The sequence below is a fragment of the Verrucomicrobiia bacterium genome, assembly GCA_035946615.1.
Lineage (GTDB): Bacteria > Verrucomicrobiota > Verrucomicrobiia > Limisphaerales > UBA8199 > DASYZB01.
The window spans coordinates 36472-56041 of record DASYZB010000034.1; the positions used below are offsets into that span (position 1 = coordinate 36472).

At 57.8% G+C, this 19570-nt stretch carries 18 protein-coding genes and 1 pseudogene; 11 read left to right on the forward strand and 8 right to left on the reverse strand.

Annotation, left to right across the window (positions count from 1 at the left end; genetic code table 11):
• Positions 1 to 4 precede the first annotated feature (4 nt).
• From trpC to VG146_05365, 4 genes and pseudogenes are all read left to right on the forward strand, one after another.
• Complete coding sequence (trpC, locus tag VG146_05350; GenBank protein ID HEV2391774.1) at positions 5 to 811, forward strand: indole-3-glycerol phosphate synthase TrpC; 807 nt, start codon at positions 5 to 7, stop codon at positions 809 to 811.
• A gap of 105 nt (positions 812 to 916) precedes the next feature.
• Positions 917 to 4012 carry a protein kinase gene (locus tag VG146_05355; protein ID HEV2391775.1) on the forward strand — a complete coding sequence of 1032 codons (3096 nt, stop codon included), beginning with the start codon at positions 917 to 919 and terminating at the stop codon, positions 4010 to 4012.
• A gap of 4 nt (positions 4013 to 4016) precedes the next feature.
• Entirely contained in the window at positions 4017 to 4757 is a 741-nt protein-coding gene (locus VG146_05360) for a sigma-70 family RNA polymerase sigma factor (GenBank protein HEV2391776.1), read from the forward strand.
• 132 nt (positions 4758 to 4889) lie between these two features.
• A pseudogene (locus VG146_05365) lies at positions 4890 to 5302 on the forward strand (Clp protease N-terminal domain-containing protein).
• Between the two features lie 270 nt (positions 5303 to 5572).
• On the opposite strand, the gene VG146_05370 reads toward VG146_05365, so the two are convergent.
• A complete protein-coding gene (locus tag VG146_05370; GenBank protein HEV2391777.1) occupies positions 5573 to 5848 on the reverse strand; it encodes a hypothetical protein in 276 nt (91 codons plus the stop codon).
• A gap of 348 nt (positions 5849 to 6196) precedes the next feature.
• Entirely contained in the window at positions 6197 to 7495 is a 1299-nt protein-coding gene (locus VG146_05375; protein HEV2391778.1) for an SAM-dependent methyltransferase, read from the reverse strand.
• A gap of 52 nt (positions 7496 to 7547) precedes the next feature.
• Here VG146_05375 and VG146_05380 point away from each other — a divergent pair, with 52 nt between their 5' ends.
• The 3 genes from VG146_05380 to VG146_05390 are packed head-to-tail and all read left to right on the forward strand — an operon-like array spanning position 7548 to position 10331.
• Entirely contained in the window at positions 7548 to 8642 is a 1095-nt protein-coding gene (locus tag VG146_05380; protein HEV2391779.1) for a type IV pilus twitching motility protein PilT, read from the forward strand.
• Between the two features lie 3 nt (positions 8643 to 8645).
• The gene (locus tag VG146_05385) at positions 8646 to 9851 is read left to right on the forward strand and encodes a PilT/PilU family type 4a pilus ATPase (protein HEV2391780.1); all 1206 of its coding nucleotides are present in this window, start codon (positions 8646 to 8648) and stop codon (positions 9849 to 9851) included.
• Between the two features lie 3 nt (positions 9852 to 9854).
• A complete protein-coding gene (locus tag VG146_05390) occupies positions 9855 to 10331 on the forward strand; it encodes a hypothetical protein (protein HEV2391781.1) in 477 nt (158 codons plus the stop codon).
• A 14-nt stretch (positions 10332 to 10345) separates the two neighbouring features.
• Here VG146_05390 and VG146_05395 read toward each other — a convergent pair whose 3' ends face one another.
• From VG146_05395 to VG146_05405, 3 genes are all read right to left on the reverse strand, one after another.
• Positions 10346 to 10654, reverse strand: a complete 309-nt coding sequence (locus tag VG146_05395; protein HEV2391782.1) for a hypothetical protein — start codon at positions 10652 to 10654, stop codon at positions 10346 to 10348.
• A gap of 228 nt (positions 10655 to 10882) precedes the next feature.
• Positions 10883 to 12433, reverse strand: coding sequence for a hypothetical protein (locus tag VG146_05400; GenBank protein ID HEV2391783.1), 1551 nt, complete (start codon positions 12431 to 12433; stop codon positions 10883 to 10885).
• A gap of 300 nt (positions 12434 to 12733) precedes the next feature.
• Positions 12734 to 12856: a hypothetical protein gene (locus tag VG146_05405; protein HEV2391784.1), complete on the reverse strand. Its 123-nt coding sequence runs from the start codon at positions 12854 to 12856 to the stop codon at positions 12734 to 12736.
• Between the two features lie 46 nt (positions 12857 to 12902).
• On the opposite strand from VG146_05405, the gene VG146_05410 reads away from it, so the two are divergent.
• The 3 genes from VG146_05410 to VG146_05420 are packed head-to-tail and all read left to right on the forward strand — an operon-like array spanning position 12903 to position 15844.
• Positions 12903 to 13355, forward strand: coding sequence for a hypothetical protein (locus tag VG146_05410; GenBank protein HEV2391785.1), 453 nt, complete (start codon positions 12903 to 12905; stop codon positions 13353 to 13355).
• 10 nt (positions 13356 to 13365) lie between these two features.
• Positions 13366 to 13551, forward strand: coding sequence for a hypothetical protein (locus VG146_05415; protein ID HEV2391786.1), 186 nt, complete (start codon positions 13366 to 13368; stop codon positions 13549 to 13551).
• A complete protein-coding gene (locus VG146_05420; GenBank protein HEV2391787.1) occupies positions 13544 to 15844 on the forward strand; it encodes a DNA methyltransferase in 2301 nt (766 codons plus the stop codon). Before VG146_05415 ends, VG146_05420 begins: the two co-directional genes overlap by 8 nt.
• A gap of 502 nt (positions 15845 to 16346) precedes the next feature.
• Here VG146_05420 and VG146_05425 read toward each other — a convergent pair.
• Entirely contained in the window at positions 16347 to 16748 is a 402-nt protein-coding gene (locus VG146_05425) for a response regulator (GenBank protein HEV2391788.1), read from the reverse strand.
• 106 nt (positions 16749 to 16854) lie between these two features.
• Positions 16855 to 17715: a PAS domain S-box protein gene (locus VG146_05430; protein ID HEV2391789.1), complete on the reverse strand. Its 861-nt coding sequence runs from the start codon at positions 17713 to 17715 to the stop codon at positions 16855 to 16857.
• Between the two features lie 288 nt (positions 17716 to 18003).
• Here VG146_05430 and VG146_05435 point away from each other — a divergent pair, with 288 nt between their 5' ends.
• Positions 18004 to 18555, forward strand: a complete 552-nt coding sequence (locus VG146_05435; GenBank protein HEV2391790.1) for a response regulator — start codon at positions 18004 to 18006, stop codon at positions 18553 to 18555.
• A gap of 251 nt (positions 18556 to 18806) precedes the next feature.
• On the opposite strand, the gene VG146_05440 is transcribed toward VG146_05435, so the two are convergent.
• Positions 18807 to 19109 (reverse strand): response regulator, encoded by a 303-nt coding sequence (locus VG146_05440; protein HEV2391791.1) that lies wholly within the window; start codon positions 19107 to 19109, stop codon positions 18807 to 18809.
• Between the last annotated feature and the right edge of the window lie 461 nt (positions 19110 to 19570).

The following is a 19570-nucleotide window of genomic DNA, read 5'->3' on the forward strand; positions in this document are numbered from 1 at the left end:
CGACATGATTGTTGAGGCGAAAAAGGGCGAGGTGGCACGGTTGCCGCCAAAGGCGCTTTCGGGAGCCGCTTTGAAAGAGGCCCTGCGCGCCCGCGGCGATTCGCGAGATTTTCTGGCCGCCCTGCGCCGGACTGCCAAGGGGGCTGTCGCGCTCATCGCCGAGGTGAAAAAGGCCTCGCCTTCTGCAGGCGTGATTTGCCCGGATTTCGATCCGGTGATGATTGCGCGCCAATACGAGGCCGCCGGCGCAAGCTGCCTCTCGGTGCTGACGGACGAGAAATTCTTCCAAGGTTCGCTCCAGTATTTGAAGGACATCCGGGCAGCGGTTCGCCTGCCGCTGTTGCGGAAGGATTTCATCATTAATGAGCGGCAGATTCTCGAAAGCATTCAGTGGGGCGCGGACGCCATCCTCCTGATTGTGGCTATCCTGATTGACTCACAACTGAGGGATTTGCACCAACTCGCGCGAGAAGCGGGTTTGGCGGTCCTGGTTGAGGTTCATGACGAGGCTGAGTTGGAGCGTGCTTTGTCCATCCGGCCTGAACTGGTCGGGGTGAACAACCGCGATTTGAAAAGCTTCAAGGTGGATTTGAGCACCACCGAGCGGCTGGCCTCGCGCGCGCTCGGCTCTTCGAGGGCCGCTGGTGAAGCGCCCGTGCTGGTTTCCGAGAGCGGCATCCATTCCCGGGCGGACATGATGCGTGCGGCCGCCTGCGGCGCGCGCGCCATTCTAGTTGGCGAATCGCTCATGCGCGGCAAGGATATTGGCGCCAAGGTACGCGAGTTGATCGGAGAAGCAGGTGTGGCCTGACTGACTGATTCTGTCCTTTAGCATTCTGTCCCTTGCGCTTTCTTTGCGATTTCAGCTTTAACGAATCCCCTGTAACCTTTGTCTGCAGTGGCCTCAGGAACAGGCATGAGCGTAACATCTCAATCGAAATGCTGTCCAAAATGCGGCGGGCCGATTCCTCCCGAGGCGCCGCAGGGGCTTTGTCCCAAGTGCCTTCTGCAACAAGCCAGCGTCTCCACCGAGGCAGGGCAGGGGGGATCGGTCAAATCTGTCCCGCCAACGCCTGAGGAGTTGGCGGCGGCTTTTCCGCAACTCGAAATCCTGCAACTCATCGGGCAAGGCGGCATGGGTTACGTCTTCAAGGCGCGCCAGCCCAAACTCGACCGGTTTGTGGCATTGAAGATTCTGCCTCAATCCCTCGCGGCCGACCCTGCATTCGCCGAACGCTTTGCCCGGGAAGGACGGATGTTGGCAAAACTTAACCACCCCAACATCGTCACCATCCACGACTTCGGCCAGGCCAACGGCTTATTTTACCTGCTGATGGAATTCGTGGATGGTGTGAATTTGCGTGAGGCAATGAGGGTTGGGCGGTTCACGCCGCAACAAGCCCTGGCGGTGGTTCCCAAAATCTGTGAGGCGCTCCAATTCGCCCACAACGAAGGAATACTTCACCGCGACATCAAGCCGGAGAATATCCTGCTCGACGCCAAAGGTCGTGTGAAGATTGCCGATTTCGGCATCGCCAAGCTCGTCGCCATCGAAACCCAAGTCCTCGCGGCATCAGGTCCGCTCAAAGCCCAGGCCGGCGTTTACCTACCGGCACAAGGAGCGCCGCCTCCGATCACGCTTACCGAAACGAGCAAAACTCTCGGCACCCCACACTACATGGCGCCAGAGCAAATCGAACATCCAGAGGATGTGGACCAACGAGCAGACATCTACTCGCTGGGTGTTGTGTTCTACGAAATGCTAACGGGAGAATTGCCAATTGGCCGCTTTGCGCCGCCATCGGAAAAATCGGCGGTGGATGAGCGCGTGGATGATATCGTCCTGCGCGCCTTGCAGAAGGAACGTGAGCTGCGGCAAAAGAGCGCCGAGGAAGTCAAGACGCAGGTTGAAACCATCGCTGCGAAAGGAAGTGGTGGCGCCGAATTTCGCGGCGGCCCGGCTCCCCTCCCAGAGCGGCCCGGAGCGGCCCGGCACCTGGTCCGCGGCGCCATAGCGGCGTTGGTAGTGTTTTTTCTGATTACATTTGGCGCTACACTGATCACCTTTCTGATGCCCGAGTCCTACCGGGCCACCGCGCGCATCAGATTGGAGGCCGCGGTGCCACTGCAATCGGCAGAGTGGGGATTCAACCCGTACCTGCTCCAGAGCGAACTTGAGACGATCAGGTCCAGGCCTGTCCTTGATCCGGTCATCCAGCACCTCAAGCTCCAGTCGCGTTGGGCGCAAAGCTACGGCCTGCCAGGGCTCTCCCCCACCGAAGCCCTCCAGTTGCTAATTAGTCGGTTGGAACTTCGCCCTGTTCGCAACACCATGCTAATCGAAGTTCAAGCCTTCAGCGAACAACCCCAGGAAGCGGCCGAAATGGCGAATGATATCGCGGAGAATTACTCGGCCTATTGTTCAGAAAGGATCCATGCAGCACAAAGCCGCGGCGCGTCCGCGATCCTGGCTCGCCTGGTGCGCGTCGAAATTCTTGATCGCGCTGTGCCGCCCCTGCTCCCCGCCCGCCCCAACAAGCCGTTGAATATTGCCCTAGGCATGTTGGTGGGGGTTGCAGCGGGGTTTTTCGTGGGCCTGTCAGTGGGGCTGCTTTCCGTGTTGCGAGCCCGCCCGCCTGGTTCGCGGGCTGCCAGTTCGCCTGCGCCAAGACCTGACCGGTTCTGGAGATGGGTTGCCGTTGTTGTCATGGCCCTCATCATCATTCCGATCGGCGTTGCGATTGTGGGAATTGTGCTTGGGATCGCCGTGCCGAAGTTCATGCTCGCGCGCCAGAGAGGAGGGCATGGGCCGGGGCTGGAGGCCCCTGGCAATGCAGCGGCTTCCAAAGCCGAAGGTGACCTCGTCATCAGTTTTTCGCCCACGCTGCGCTTTGCTCAATCTGCGCCCGGTTGGGGATTCGATTGTTTTGTGCCGGCAAACCACCTCGCGAGCATTTTATTTGTGCGCTGGGACAATGGTGTGCCCACCATCGATCCGGGGCTCAGCGCGTATTTCAAGGTTGGCCCAGCCGGCGTCGTCGATGTTCCATTTTGCGCTATATCGTGCGATCCGATTTCCCAAGCGCAGCTTGCCAGCATGACCAACGTAGTCGATCGCCAGACTTTATCCACTTGGGGTATTACCAAGGCGCGGTCAAATGAATTAAGCAAAGTCGTTCAGTGGAATGTCAACTGGGGCCTTGGGTTTACCTCGAGCAAATGGTTATCCACGCCGCCTTATCGCTGGGTCGAAATGGTTCTCCCACAGAGCGTGCGCGCCGGTTATCAGCGAGCGATTCGCCTGGTAGATTTTGAGCAGCCACCGGGAGGTAACGGAAATCATGGCCTCTCCGGGATTGAGCTGCGCATTCTGCTGGAACCCCTCACGTCGCCTCCAATCAAGACAGCTCCACACAAGATTGAGCGAACGAATTACATTGCCGGCACCGGGTTACCAGAATCAATGGAGCAGGCGCTGAAGTCTATAAAATCGCTGCCACTCGAGCAGCAGGTGCCCTCGCAAAGCGCAACGAACCAAGCATCAGCAGAAACCTGGTCGCCAGCGGTGGTGCCCGGAAGCGCGCCGGATTTACAGAAAATTCTGAATGAGGCCAAGCAAAAGATGTCCCAAGGTCAATACGAGGAAGCGATGCAACGCTACATCTGGTATCACAATCACTCGAAATCCGATCCAAGCCAGGTTGGCGTGCGCAATTCATTCGCTCTGTCCGATTGGGTCGAACTAGGCCGCCGCTATCCCAAAGCCAGGCAGGCGCTCATCGAGATTCGTGACGCCGATGCCGGCGAATTCTCCCAGGGCCGCGGTTATTTCGACTTATTCATGGAACTGGCTGCCATCAATCGGTACCTCGGCCAGGAGGAAGCCACCGTCGCCGTTTTCAAGGGCCTCGTCGCGCACGACAAAGCCCTCGCCCAGCAATGCTATAGCCTGATAGAACCCCAGCTCATTCAGCGCAGTGAATCTGATGCGGAGCAAAAGCTCCACAAATGATCCAATGTCCGAACTGCCATCCCCGCCAACCGGCTCGCCCGCCGCCTTCGTGACGACGCAATGGACGCGAGTCCTCGAGGCGCGAGGCGACTCTCCGGAAGCCAAAGCGGCGTTGAGCGATTTGTGCGCTGCCTATTACGCGCCAGTCTTTGCCTTTGTACGCCGCAACGCCCTGGGCGAAGACACCGCACGCGACCTCACCCAGGAGTTTTTCGCCCGCCTGCTGGCTCGTCATGGCATCGACCAGGTCGATCCGCAACGAGGCCGGTTCCGTTCCTTTCTCTTAGGGGCCGTCAAACATTTCCTGGCCGACACGCGTGACCGGGATCGCCGACTCAAACGCGGCGCAGGCCAGGTTCTTGTGCCAATCGAATCCGAGGCCGATACGTCGCTCGGCCTGCAAGTGGCCGACCGTAACGCGCCCAGCCCGGACCGCGAATTCGATCGCAAATGGGCACTGACGCTGCTGGATCGCGCCCTTGCCGCCCTCGCCCAGGAACAGCAAACCTCTGGAAAGGCCGCCCAGTTCGAGGCGCTCAAGCCCTGGCTGACTGGCGATACCGAGAACCTCTCGCAAGCTGATGCAGCCGATGCCCTGCGGATAAACGAGGGGGCCGTCAAGGTCGCCATTCACCGCCTCCGCCGCCGCTTTCGTGAATTCATCAAAAACGAAATTGGCCGGACGGTGAGTGATCCCGCCCAGGTCGATGCAGAGTTGCATTGCCTCATGGAGGCGCTGCTGTGACAAGCCTTTGGGTTTGAGTTGCCGTCCTCAGGTTCCGCAGCTTTAACAAGCATTTCCATGAACTGGTTCAGATCATTTTGGAAAAGGTTCACGACGCCGCAAACACGCAGAGAGCCCGCTGTTGTCGAGGATTTGTGCAGCTTCACCCCCCGAGCTCAGCAAGTGTTGTCACTGGCACGTCGCGAAGCCGACCGATTCCACCATAACTTCGTGGGCCCCGAGCACCTGATACTTGGCTTGATACGGCTTGGGCAAGGCACCGCAGTGACCGTTCTTGGAAAGCTGGGCGTTGACCTCGAAACCGCGAGGCTGGAAGTGGAAAAGCAGGTGGGACAGGGACCGGACCAAAAGTGGTCAGGGGCAATTCCCTACACCCGCGTGTGAAAAAGGTCCTGGCTTTGGCGGTGAGAGAAGCCAAAGCCCTCAATCATGCTTACGTAGGAACCGAACACATCCTCCTCGGTTTGCTTCGAGAGGGGGATGGTGTTGCGGGCCGCGTATTGAAAAATCTCGGGGTGGACCTTGAGCGAACGCGGCATGAGCTCTGGGACTCCGAAGCCTTGAAGACTCGCGCCTTCGCATATTTCCTCGCAAAACCAGCAGAGCGCCATAAGATTTATGCCATGGAATTGAATCCAGCTAACAACGGAACCGAAGTGCCTTGCACCCACCGCAGCCCGCAATGGACGAAAACAGGGGCCTCAAGAGTTATGAAATGGAGGGCCTTCACGCTAATCGGAATGCTGATGGTCCTTGGCATCCTGGTGGCGCTGATGCTCGTCTCCTGTATAAGGCTCAATTAGACTCTGCGTTATTTAAGGTTTCTCAACCAGGGATGGACATGGTCGTGGTCTTCGACAGTCTATTAACACCGCCACGTCCTTGGAGAGTGTGAACACCACTCGCAAGCGCAACCCCGCGCGCACCTCGAAGATACCCGGTTTGAGCCGGCGCACACTGGCGCCGCGATGTTCGTGCGGCTTGCCGACAACTGCTGGCAGCCGGGCAATTGCCGCGTCCACCTCCTTCTGATCCAGGTCCGCAAGCTTTTTGAACGCGCGAAGGAATGCATTTTCAGGGTAGATCGTCACGTCTTGGCCGACGCCGGCTTCCAGGGTTTGAGTTTCCCGGCTCTGATCCTGCGCATCGATGCCTCATGTTTAGCCAACAGCTTTCTCGCTATCCGTTCCATTTCCGGTTCTGCGATGCCGTATTCGGTGAAAGCGTAATCTTCGCTATACACTTCCACTGGGGCCGCAACGCGACGATCCGGCCAGAGGAAGAATCCAGGATTCCAATGTCTTCGCCGTGGACCGCCCGTTTAATTAAACTGCCCAGTTTCCCCCTCGCTTTGGTTGGTGTAAGTGTCAGCATAAGCCCATTTTAAGCGCATAGCCTGCAAACGCAAGTGTGGAAGAACTGAGGCCAGGATTCGATCGTCATTTTCTGAAGCTTTCCCCTCTGCTCTGAACCAGCACGCGGAAGGCGCGTCCGAGATGCTCGGGGTGTGTGAGGGTTTGGAACTGGCGATTGAGCGCGCCTTTCCAGTTGCCAAACTGCATTTCCCCAATCCAAATACGCTCGGCAATGCGCGTAAGAAACTGAGTTTGTGTGCCGAAGAACTCGGTTTGTAAGCCGGCCAGGTGGCCAGCCGCCTGGAGGCCAGTGAAATTGACATGGGCTGTGATGTCCTGCTCGCCAGGCTCGGCTAAAACATCCTCAAAGGCCCGATGGCAGCGGTACGCGCGCAGGGTGCCCCGGCCCCGTTCAGGCAACCAGAATCCCTCTTCGGTAAGTCCATAATCGAATACGAGGAGCTTGCCGGACGCCACCACGCGACTGGCCTCGCGCCACCACTGAGTGGCGGCGGGGCAAATCTCAAGAACGAATCCATCTGGCAGCACATCGAGCAGTTCGCGTGGGCATCCAGGCGCCTCAGGCATTGGACCCTTCTGCGATAGACTTGGCCCGTTCAAGCGGCTCCAGACAAACCGCTCTTTTTCCAGTGCCACCCCCCATTCAAACCATATTCGCGCGCCTGCATCCCAGCCCAGCCGATGCACCGGCAGGGCATCGAGCAGTTCGTTGGCAAAAATGATTCGCTGCGCACCAGAGGGGGCGGCCAAACCCGGCGCAGCGGTTATTGCGGAGCCCCTAACATGGACCACATTTTTAATCTGCCGATGGGACGGACTACACATAAAGCTACCCCTCTCCCCTTCGGAAGGGGAGAGGGAAAAGCACGGTGCTCCCAGTAAATGCTCCGCCCAAATCACTTTGGGGCTGAATTCGGAAAGGGTGTTCTGCTGCCGCCGCCGACGCCCCAATGACGGCTCGATAATCCAATACTCGAGATGCTCGAAAAGCCCCGGACGCTCCCGGCGCATCCAAAGCAGGATGTCCCGCGCCAACTCGCCCCAATGGGCGCCAGCCTCGATGATTTGCAGAACTTGCTGGCGCGATGGTCCGGGTTGTTGTCTTTCCCCATGACACTCGGTTGAGGAACCTTGACACTCTCCAGCCTGGAACCAGCCGGCGAATTGGCAGGCTAACAATTGCCCAAACAATGGGCCGGCGCTGACGCTGGTGAAAAAATCGCCGTGGCGCCCAATGGTGTCTCTTTCCTTTTCATAATATCCATAAACGGGACAATAAAGGGCCAGTTCCATAAACCGTGCAAAGGAGATTGCCCCTTGGTTTCGTATTTCAGCGGCAATTTTTTCAGTGACTTGGTTCAAGCGCTCAGAGTGGTGCGGATTTAGCTATAAGAGCCCCGGTTATACAAAATATATGGCGAAGATCGACGCATTCTTCAATTTGATGTTCGAGCAAAAGGCATCCGACCTCCACCTTTCCTCGGGCAATAACCCCATGCTGCGCATCAACGGCGAACTCCAGCGGGTCGATCACCCGGCGCTGGAGAATGACGAGCTCAAAAAGATGCTCTACGAAATCGCCCCCGAATACAAAATCAAGATATTCGAAGAAACCGGCGATGTCGATTTCGGCTACGAGATTCCCAATATATCCAGGTTTCGCGCCAATTTCTTCAACCAAAAGTACGGGATTGCTGCCGTATTCCGCCAGATCCCCAGCAAAGTCTTGTCATTCGAGGATTTTGAGAAGTTCGACGCCCCGCTGCCTGCAGTCTTAAAGAAATTCACCATGCTGCATCGCGGGCTGGTGGTGGTGACCGGACCGACGGGCTCAGGCAAATCCACGACGCTGGCGGCCATGGTGGATTACGCGAACAAGAACCGCCGCGACCATATCATCACCGTCGAAGACCCCATCGAGTTCGTCCATGAGAGCAAGAATTGCCTGGTCAACCACCGCGAGACGGGCGTTCACACCAAATCATTTGCCGCCGCATTGCGCGGGGCGCTGCGTGAGGACCCGGACATCATCCTGGTAGGCGAGCTGCGCGACCTGGAGACCATCGAGTTGGCGCTGGTGGCGGCCAGCACAGGGCACTTGGTCCTGGGCACACTTCACACCCCCAGCGCCGCCAAAACGGTGGACCGCATCATCGACGTGTTTCCTGCAGACCAGCAAAACAAGATTCGCGCGACCCTCTCGGAAGCCCTCAAGGGGGTTGTGGCGCAAAACCTCTTCAAACGGATTGACAAAAAGGGCCGCGTGGCCGCTTTGGAAATCCTGGTGTTCACCACGGCAATCGCCAACCTGGTGCGCGAGGGCAAGACCCACCAAATCCCGGGTATGATCCAGGTCGGCAAGAAGCTGGGCAATCAACCGCTGGACGACGCCATCATGGAACACCTGCGAATGAAACGGATTTCGCCCGAAGAGGCCTACGACAAAGCCATCGATAAAAAGAAATTCCGGACGTTCCTGCCTCATCCGCCGGACGAAGAGGAAACCTGATATATGCGCCGCCCTGAACTGGACTACATCCTCGGCTCGATGCTCGACTCGCAGCCCGAGGTCTCCGACCTGCTGTTCACCGTCGATAAACCGCTGCAAGTGGAATCCTTCGGCGAACTCAAGCCGGTCACAATGGATTCGCCGATCGAAAAGCTCAGCCCGTTCCAAACGGAAATGGTGGCCCTCAATCTGGTGGGCGACAATCAATGGCACCTGATTGACCTCATCCGCCGCGGGTCCTGCGATACGGCTTATACCCTCGCGGATAAGGCCCGCTTCCGTATCAACATCTTTTCGCAACGCAACAATTACTCGATCGTTCTGCGCAAACTCAACACAGTCATTCCGACGCTGGAATGGCTCAAATTTCCCGAGATAATCCGGGAAATTCCGCGCGAGAAGACCGGCCTGGTGCTGGTAACGGGCGCGACCGGCTCGGGCAAATCGACCACGCTGGCTGCGGTTCTCAACGAAATCAACCACACCAAGGCCGTCCATATTGTTACCCTCGAAGACCCGGTCGAGTTCGTCCATGTCCACGACCGCGCCACGTTTAATCAACGTGAATTGGGGACTGATTTTGACACCTTCTCGAACGGGCTGCGGGCCGCATTGCGCCAGGCGCCCAAGGTGATTCTGGTGGGCGAAATGCGCGACCGGGAGACGGTCAAAATTGCGCTGAGCGCGGCAGAAACGGGCCACCTGGTGTTGAGCACCCTCCACACCATCGACGCAGGCCAGACGATTAATCGTATCCTGGGTCTGTTCGAGCCCGAGGAGCAGGAACAGATTCGGGCGCGCCTGGCGGATACGCTGCGCTGGGTGCTGAGCCAGCGATTGGTGCCCAAGGCCGACGGCGGGCGCTACGCCATGCTCGAAATTATGGGGTCGAACCTGCGCACGCAGGAAACCATCCGCCTCGGTGAGAGCGAAGGCAAAAGCTTTTACGAGATTATCGAAGCCAGCCAGCCGTTCGGATGGCGAACGTTCGATTTCTCAGCCCTCGAGGCATACGAGCAGGGCAAAATTACTGAGGAAACCGCCTTGCTCTACTGCACCAAGCGCGGGCCAGTCATGCGCGGCATCGATAACCTAAAGAAATCCCGCGGCGAATCGACCCATAACATGAACTCGCTCCGGATGAGGAGCGGTCAGGAGACTCGAGCCGGCGCCCCGCCACCCATCCCTGCCACCCTCAAACTTAAATAAACCATGCCTAGCAAATTCGATTTCGTCAGCGCCACAGACAAACCGGCACTTCTGGCCTTCTCCAGCCCCGAATGGCTGGATGCGGCTAAAAGCGCCCTCACCGAGCTGGGTTATAAGGTTCATACCGCGGCGACGCACAGCGATTTTCTGATCCGCTTCAGCCAGGTCCATTACCAGGTGGTGATCATCGAGGAACTCTTTGCGGCGAACAGCGTGAAGGAAAACCTCACTTTGCAGTCGCTCCACGCGATGCCGATGAACCAGCGGCGCCACGCGACCGTCATTCTCTTCGGAGAATCATTCCAAACATTTACTCCCATGCAGGCCTTCGAGCACAGCGTTCATGCCGTCATCAACAGCTCCGAACTGTTCCTGCTCAAGCAACTCATCGAAAAAGCCGTCGCCGACAATACGCTCTTCCTCCAAAATTTCCGCGAAGCTCAAACCCGCGCTTACGCCAAAGCCGACAAAGAAGATTAATAGTCAACAGGCGCTCATGCCCGAGCCTCGATCGCGCGCCATGCTTGCAGCGATTGCGGCGTCGAAAGGGCAGGGGAGGTCACCCGGCGTTCTGTCTTGGGCGTTAAGCCGAAGCGTTCGTCCATTGGCAGTCGAATGTCATATCGGGCATCCTCGAACGCAAACACCAGTTCCACTTCGCGCGTGTCCAAGCCTGCCGCGCGGACAAACCTGACCACACGCTCCGGGCATTTGAAATCGAACGCCCTCTGAGCCTGGGCCGTCCAGTCGTTGACGCCTTGAAAATAAAACCCTGTAATTCGGTTCCTTAAAAGTGTCTTCATAAAACTCCATGGTCCGTCATTGATACCAAACGCGGGGCGACATGCACAGTGGGGTGTTGACCCGGGTTGCAGAACATCCCGGGGCTAATGACAGAGTCGAAGCAACGAGCCGCCATTCCTGAGTGTAGGAGACGACGCAAGGAGTCTCTGATCAGCAACTTCCGGATGAACCAAACGCGGCCAGAGGCTCCTTACGTCGTCTCCTACAAAGGCTTAGCCCCTGAGAAACTATCTTCCCCGGCTGGCTGGGGTCTCAACGACCAAAACCGGCGGAGGCATCTTGAGGTCGCCTTTGAGCTTGAGGCGTATTCTTTGGGAGGTTGCATCCACCTTCTCGCTGTGCCCGTCCAGAAAAACGATTTGCGCGCTCTCTGCCCGTGCGGGTATATCCACGATTGCATCGCCTGTGCCCGCCAGCGCCCAGACAATCCACACCCGCCTCGCATTCGACTCTGTGCTATCCGCATGGATGAAAGCCACAGCCTGACCGTGTGCAATAGAGATTTCTTTGGTGGCAAGGAGCATCGGAAAGGGGTTGGGCAAAACCCGAACATAGGCGCGAACGGCCGATTGCTCGGGTTTAGAGGCGTCCATGACCATGACCTTGCGAATGCCCGCCGCAAAGGCGCGCGTGAAGAATTGGAAGCGCCAGGCGGCACGGCGCTCTTTGGAGAGCACGCCGAGAAAATCATAGTTACCTTCAGTCTGCCAGTACTCCTCTTTGCGGTCGTAGCTGAATTGGGGTGATTGCTTCTCCCATTTCTGGAAAACCGAGCGGAGATCGTCAAAATCCCTCTCGATCGTCCAGCCATCCTTTGAGAAGGCTGTTTCGAGGCCCTCGTAACAATGGAAACTCACCACATCGGTGGGTCTCCCAATCGAGTAGGGGACTCCATTGTGCCGGAAAGCGGGGGAACCGGCCAGGCCCTGCGCGTCGAGCGCCTTTGCGACCCATTTTAAGGCGTGCCCGCCACCGGCGATGGCGGGCGTCAGGATGAGGACCTGCGGATCGACCTGCTTGATGCGCGCGGCAGCCTTGGTAACGAACTCCGCGTAATCACCGGCCTGGCCCTTCCAGCTTGTGCGGTAGCTTTCCGGTTCGTTGTCCAATTCCCAGGCTCGCACCCCATAGCCGGTCCAGCCTTGGTTCCTGGCGAGCGTGCCTCGGGGGCTGTAGCGGGAGGCCAGTTTGGCAGCAAAGTCCGCTGCAGCTTCCATGTTCGCCGAGGCCGATTTGCCCGGCTCGCGTCGCGAGGCCCATTTGGGCGGGCCACCCGCATTGCCGCCGACAACGGGGGCTTGCATCAGGATGTTGAGGCCGCGTTCGTGAGCGGCGATGACAAAGGCGTCCAGGGCCCGCCAGGCCGCAGGAGTGTCCCGGGCCAGGTTTACCGGGCCATCGGGTTCCATGGCCCTCCAATGGACCGGCATAAAGGTCCAGCGCAGTCCCATGGCGCGCTCGACTTCGAGGTCGGGAATCTTGGAAGTTCCAAATATCCCGCCTCCTTTTCCATCCCAGCTTCCGGTGTGACCCAGGTAAGGCGAGGCGAAGCCATCGAGGCCGCCGCCCAGCTTGCTGTTCACATTTGGCGCGCGGATTGGGTCGGTAACGGGAGGATAGGTTTTGGGTACCCTGTTCAAGAGCAGGAGGGCAAGGGCGATGACTCCAACAAGCATCAGGACCAATAGGCCGCAACCCCAGGCACAGTAACGCCTAAGCCTGTGCGGGCGCTTGGGCCGGACGCCGGTTTTGGCCGGGTTGGAGCTGCCCTCACTCATAAACCGAGAGAGGCGGCGGCGGGCATGTTGAGGCGTGATGGGACACCTGGCGGCACTGCGTTCTATTGAACTGTTACAAGCGGTTTATACCTCGGGAAGCAGCCCGTCAAGGACGCGAGACCGATGAGCGGGTGGCGGTGATTGAGTGAGTCGGATGGTGTAGGTGCTTTGCAGCCAAGCCATATCGGGGACCAATTGGGTGGTGGCATGGATGCCGAATGCATTCCCGTTCCGAACGAGCACCGCTGAAAATGCTCGCTCGGCGACTAAAAATAGCGCACAACTCCGGCGGCAATGGAATTAGAATTGATGGACCGAAGCAGGCGCGTGCAACCAGTTCTGGACGTGTTTGTGCGGTGTGCGAACGCAGTCAGGGCCGGCAAACTCATCCACCGGGAGAGCCGTCAGGACAAGGAATTTCATTTTCAGAATTGGTTCAAGGCTCGCATTGCCGAGACCGCGATGAACTTTGAGGTGGGGGGGTCGCAACGCTTATCCCGATTTCCGCCTGGTGGAGCCGCCGGTTGGGTTCGAGGTCAAGGGCTTGGCATATCCAGGGCGCGAGGCCAATTACGATTGCAACAGCCAAGTGCCTTCGGGAAACCACAACGGCCGCACGATTTATTATGTATTCGGACGCTATCCGGCGGAGCCCGACGGCGACACTTACCCGCTTCTGGACCTGGTGGTCTGCCACGGGGACTTCCTGAACGCAGACCGCACCTACGTGCACAAGAACAAAAGTGTGAAAGGGTTCGGCAGTTACGGGGATATCATGATCCGCGACAGAAAAATGTACGTTGCGCCGACGCCGTTCGGGCTGACGAGTGGGGCGGCACACAACCAGACGCTAATCGTGCCCTCAGGAACTTCGGTTGATGACCGGTTTTTCGAGGTCGGCCGGTTGGTGCGGCACGGCTAACAAGGTGATCGTGGCCTACACTTTTAATTTAAAGACGAACTTCCTCACACCCGAACTGGTGGATAACCTATCGGCCGGTAAAGACCACGTTTTCCGAGCGTACAGATTTAAAGGGGCAAAGGACGAAACCGTTTCGATGCGGCTGACCGTTGCAACGGTCGCGGTCGAGGGTGAAAATGAACCGGCAGATGATTAAAAGTGAAGTTGATGAAAAGCAGGCGCCCCCAGCGCGAAGACTGATCGAGTCGGACGCTTTCCCATTCGAGTTCGTTTCGGAGTTAGCAGAGATGGAGAGTTGGCGGAAGGAGGTCTATCGGCCGATTTATCATATCCATAAATGGTGGGCGAAGCGGCTCGGCTCGGTGTTTCGGGCTGTGTTGCTCGGGTGCGTGCTCCCAGAGCGGGAACGCCTGTCGGATGCCTTCTACAGGTTACACAATTTTTCAGGGGTGTCTGTCTTTGACCCGTTCATGGGGAGCGGGACGACGATTGGCGAGGCGCACAAGCTTGGGCTCACAGCGCTGGGTCGAGACATCAACCCGGTCGCGTGTGAATCGGTGCGAGTGGCTTTGGGCAGGATGGACCGAGACGCGCTAGTTGCAGCATTTGGGCAGCTTTCCGGCGGGGTCGGGGAACGCATCCGGCGGCTGTATCGGACGACCGACGCGGCTGGACATGAATGTGACGCACTGTATTTTTTTTGGGTAAAGACGCTGCCTTGTCCCGCGTGTTCCTGCGCGGTAGATTTGTTTTCATCGTACATCTTTGCCAGGAACGCTTACCAGGACCGGAAGCCGGGAGTGCAGGTGTATTGCCCAGCCTGCGCGGGCGTGTTCCGGGGAAACGTGAATGACGCCCAGGCGTCATGTCCTCATTGCGGCCAACGCTTCGATCCTCACACCGGCCCAGCTCATGGGGCAGCCGCGACGTGTCCAACCTGTCGCCAATCTTTCCCGATCGCTAAAACGATTAGGGCCGCGGGGCATCCTCCCTCGCACCGTCTGTTTGCTAAATTGGTACTGACGAGTTCGCAGGACAAGCTATATTTGCCAATTGGTGAGGAGGATAGGGCTGCGTATGATCGGGCCTCGCAGGAATTGGCGCGCGCCGGGGTTTTGCTCCCCAATCTTAAACTCGAGAAGGGGTACAACACGAAGCAAGCTATCAATTACGGCTACAGCGCATGGCGGGAATTCTTCAACGAGCGGCAACTGCTGGCTCTGGGCTGGTTGCACGAAGCCGTCGCGGGTTTGGCGGACGAAGCGGTTCGCGCAGCGCTCCTGAATGTGTTTTCTGGCGTGCTGGAGTTCAACAATATGTTCGCATCTTACAAGGGTGAGGGAACCGGCGCGGTCCGGCATATGTTCGCTCATCACATTCTAAAGCCGGAACGGGTCCCGATCGAGGGGAATGTCTGGGGTACCTCGAAGAGTTCAGGGTCCTTCTCGACGTTGTTCAAGTCGCGATTGCTGCGAGCGATTGAATATCGCATGGCGCCCTTTGAGATAGCCGGTGCGAGTAATGGCACGAGCGAAGGCAGACGGGTGTTCCGAGCCAGCAATGCCTTTAGCGGGCGCATCGAAACTGAGTGGCCACCGTATGCGCTATACCCGCGCGCCATTTACCTGTCTTGCGGCAGTTCAGCAGCAACCGGGCTTCTGGATGGCAGCGTGGACCTGGTCGTGACGGACCCACCGTTTTTCGACAATGTGCATTATTCGGAGTTGGCGGATTTCTTCTTTGCCTGGCAGTGCCTGGGGCCCTCCCAATTTGGCGCGCAGCGCCCCTCGACGCGGCATGCTGAGGAGGTGCAGGATGCCAGAGCGGATGATTTTGCGACCAAGCTGAGAGCTGTTTTTCGCGAATGTCATCGAGTGCTGCGGAATGACGGTTTGCTGGTGTTCACGTACCATCATTCGCGTGCGGAGGGCTGGATGTCATTGGCGGAAGCAGTACTCGGAGCTGGGTTTGCGGTGGTGAATGCTCATCCACTTAAGGCCGAAATGTCAGTGGCTACGCCCAAATCGCAGGCCAAGGAGCCGATTCAATTAGACGTGGTGCTCGTCTGCCGCAAACGGGCCACTGACGCCCGGGGCAAGGCGGAGGACCGGGCAGCGCTCCGCCGGGCGACCGACCGCGCTGCAGCCAAGGCGCGGCGTTTGAACGGATGCGGGCTAAAGCTATCCGTTAACGACCGACGGATCATACTCATCAGCGAGTTTCTGGTGGCGGCGTGCGCCGGACGTTCCGTAGGGGAACTATCTGATCTCCTCTCTGCCAATCTGAGCGAGCTGGACGTGGCGGCGTGTGCGCCGCTGGAGGAGGACGCAGGTGCCAAAGAAAAAGGGACAAAACGGCCGGAGATACAACTCGCGCTTTTTGAAAAACCCATAGCAGGCGATGCGCCGGCTAGACGGCCGCGCCGGCAACGCGCCGAACGCCCAAGTTTGGCGAAATCAATTCCTGAACCCGCCCGGGGCCGGAAATAACCAGGCTTGCGGGCGGAGATGGTGGCGGCCTGGAAGCCCACCCCAAATGGGCCCACAACGCCGAAGGCAGCTCCTATCTATCAGCACGCCGGGACCGAAGGAAAGGCGATATTCGCCATTGGCCCCGGTTTCGGCCGTTCCCGTGCAGAACAGTGAGCCGATGCCGCAGTGGGCAAGCACTTGCGCTCCCTCCATCGGCTTCCCGGCGGCATCGGTGATCTTACCGAAGACCACAAAAGCGGTCGGTGGGCGAGCGGGCTTGCCCGCCTTAGTTGCTTAAACCCTCCCGGATCAAATTGATTCGAGCGGTGCCGCTTCGGCCAAGTCAGTCGTCCAGAGCCGCCGATATTTCAGGGTAGAGGTGAACGCTTCGATATTCTCAAAGTCCAATGGCTTCATTAGGAACGAATTGGCTCCCAATTGGTAGGCTCGATTCACATCCCGAATCTCGCTGGAGGAAGTGAGCACAAGACCTCAAACCCATCTTTGCCTGGCAGCTTCATCAAATAGCGGATTTGTTGTGTGATTTAATGAGATTAGAGAGCGCCTTGCGGAGGCCCTTGGAATCGAATGGCTTGCCCACGACCAAATCCACACCGGCAAGCGGATTGCCCGAGGACAACAACTCCTCAACGTGGGCCGTGATCATCAGAATGGGCTGGTTCGGGGCCAGGGCTTTGATCCTCAGCGCCAGCTCGTCGCCTTTCATGTCTGGCATTGCATAATCGATGATGACCAAATCGAAGGTGCCGCTATTGAACAAGGCCAGAGCCTCCTGGCCGCTGGTCGCCGTCTCCGCGATGTGCCCATCAACCTCAAGAAGCCGCTTGATGGAATCGCAGACCAAAGGGTCGTCATCAACGACCAGAATCTTCCGACGCGTCGTGGTGGCCGGGTTGTTCACGTTCCAGGGTGGCCCCCAACAAAACAAAACCCGCGAAGGTTGGCAAGTTGAACCGGGGATGGGATCGGGGGGATCGATTCGTCCGAGGGGGAGTCACGCACGCCGTCTACGACTCCGGATGTGTCTTCGTTGGCTCCAATTGGTCCTGCTTGGCCGCCAGAGCCGCCGTCAAATCCTGAATGAGGCTCAACCGTTCCTTCTCCTCCTGCTTGCGGCGGGTGATGTCACGCGCCACTGTTGAAGTCCCGATGAAGCGCCCGCTCGCATCTTTAATTGGAGAAATGGTTAGCGATACTTCCACCACTGAGCCATCCTTGCGAATGCGCAGCGTTTCAAAAGCCTGACACCGTTCGCCTTGGCTCAGCTTTTTCAACGTCTCATGCGGGTTGTCCGGGCGATAGGAAGGAATCAGAACCGAAACTGAGCGGCCAATCATTTCCGAAGCCGAATAACCAAAAAGCCGTTCCGCGCTGGCATTCCAAGTCAAGACCCTTCCATCCAGCATTGTGCCAATGACGGCGTCATCGCAGGATTCCACCACCGAAGCCAGATAGGCCGTCGTGGCGTCTGTCTGGCTGCGGATTCGACGTTCCTGAGCTGCGCCCAGTTCGCGGTTCACCGCTGGCACCAGGCGAGCCAAATTCTCTTTTATCACATATTCGTGAGCCCCGGCTTTAAGCATCTCGACGGCGTGCTCCTCGCCCAGTCTCCCCGAGACCATTATGAACGGGATGTCCAAGCCCGTCCGGCGATACAGAGTCAGCACCGCTAATCCGTCAATCCCCCGCAGACCAAAGTCACAGATAATAAAGTCCCAGGTCTTCCTCTTTAACGCTGCCTGAACCCCAGCCGCCGTATCGACTCGCTCGAACTCCACGTTAAGTCCGCCCCGTTGCAGTTCGCGGACAATGAAAAACGCATCGTCGATGGAATCCTCGACGACCAAGGCTTGATACTGGACGTTCATACATGGTTCTTCTAGTCGGCCCTCCGCAACGTCAATCCTGAGTATGGCAATATTATTCAGTTCTGCAAAATGGTCAAATTAGCTCACCGTTCGTCAAGCCAGGCGCGGGCCGAACCGGAGTCCGCGGCCCTGGATAGAGCCTTCAATAATCCCTTTCTTCAATTGCTCGCAGCAAACTACCGCTGCTGGGACTTGCGGACCTTATCCCAGCGTTTTTGGGTTTCCGTAATCCTAGGAAATTCCTTGTAGCGGGGACGGCAGTGCGGCCTTATCGCTGAAGAGAGGTTCATGGCTCACAAAGCACTTATCTTGATGGTTGAAGACCAGGAGAATGATGCCCTTTTAATACGTCGGGCATTTACCAAGTCCGGGGTTCTCAACCCGATTCAGGTGGTCGGAAATGGTGAACAAGCCATCGCTTATTTAAACGGAACAGGCCCCTTCGCTAACCGTGCTGAATTTCCGCTGCCATCGCTGGTGCTGCTGGATATAAACATGCCAGGCATGGATGGCTTTGAACTGTTGCGATGGATTCGGCGCGAGTCCCCTTTCCCCGGTTTGCGCGTTGTGATGCTGGCATCCTCTGGTGAAATCCGAGATGTGAACAGGGCCTACCAACTGGGAGCAAACTCGTTCCTGGTGAAACCCCTGGATTTTGAGCGGTTCGCGGAAATCACCCAAGCCCTCAGCGGTTACTGGTTGTGGCTGGACCAAGCGCCCGAAGCGTCGCGCCAACCCGAAACCAAGGCCGTCAGTGACACTGAGATTCTCCGAAGGATTGGACTGGAACCCTTGGGCGACCCGTCGTCCAAAAGCAACTCGGCAGGAAATTTGTTGTGAGCAAGGCCGGAAATAATCCCTTCGGCGGCGCCAACGGTTATTTCGCTGCCAACTTCACCTCATCGACACGGAGGAAACGATCAAGTCGGCCCCACGATGCGGACCCCCGGAGGCGGGGTGGGTTTTGCCAGCGAATTGAACATCTCCCAGACCTTCGAAGGCGGTAGAAACTGTTTATGGGCACGAGGAGCATGGGGACCGGCGGGCTTTAACTTCCAACGGGCTTTGCAAACCTCAACCAGAAGTCCGGGTTAAAACCGCGATGGCCTCCGCCGAATTTCGACCTCTGAAAGCAAATTTTTCTCTGGCGCCTGGGACGATTCAGGCACTTCGTTCGACCAGAGCCAATAACCGCCCATTGCCTGGCTGAATTCTACAAAGCGCTCAAAATCGAGAGGCTTGATCAGAAAGGAATTCGCCCCGAGTTGGTAGGCCGCGCTTACATCGCGCGTTTCATCCGATGAGGTCAGTATCACGACGCGGAGCGTGGCCAATTCCGGCTGAATGCGTATCCACTTGAGCACATCAAATCCGCTCAAGCCGGGCAGCTTGATGTCGTCATATTTTGAGGGTTTGTTCGCCCCTCCGGTGTGCTCGTGAAATGTAGATCACCCCGAGCACTTTTTAGCAGCATGGGCAATTGACGACAGAGGGCGGAGGCAGCTCGTTGTTTGCAGGATGGACACGCCGGGCATGGCAATGGCTGTTTTCGCCCTGGAAACGCTTGTTCCTTGCCTTGGGCGGCGCAAAACAAGGGGCGTGGCATCGCTGCTGCTTTGCTGGCTAAACCAGCGGGCCGTCAGGAAGCAACTGGCTCCACGCCGACAGAAGCTTGAGGAGCTGCTCAGCAGCCTTAAATGAGAATACAATTGCCTGCACTCTGTCTGGCGCCCCCATTCAATCTTGTCGCAACAACTAAGCAACTGGCCAGCCTTGATGAACCTGTTCATCCAATCCGAAGCTCACCCGCGCAGCGTACAAAACAATTCGCGCAAGAAGCGCAATGAAGCGAGGC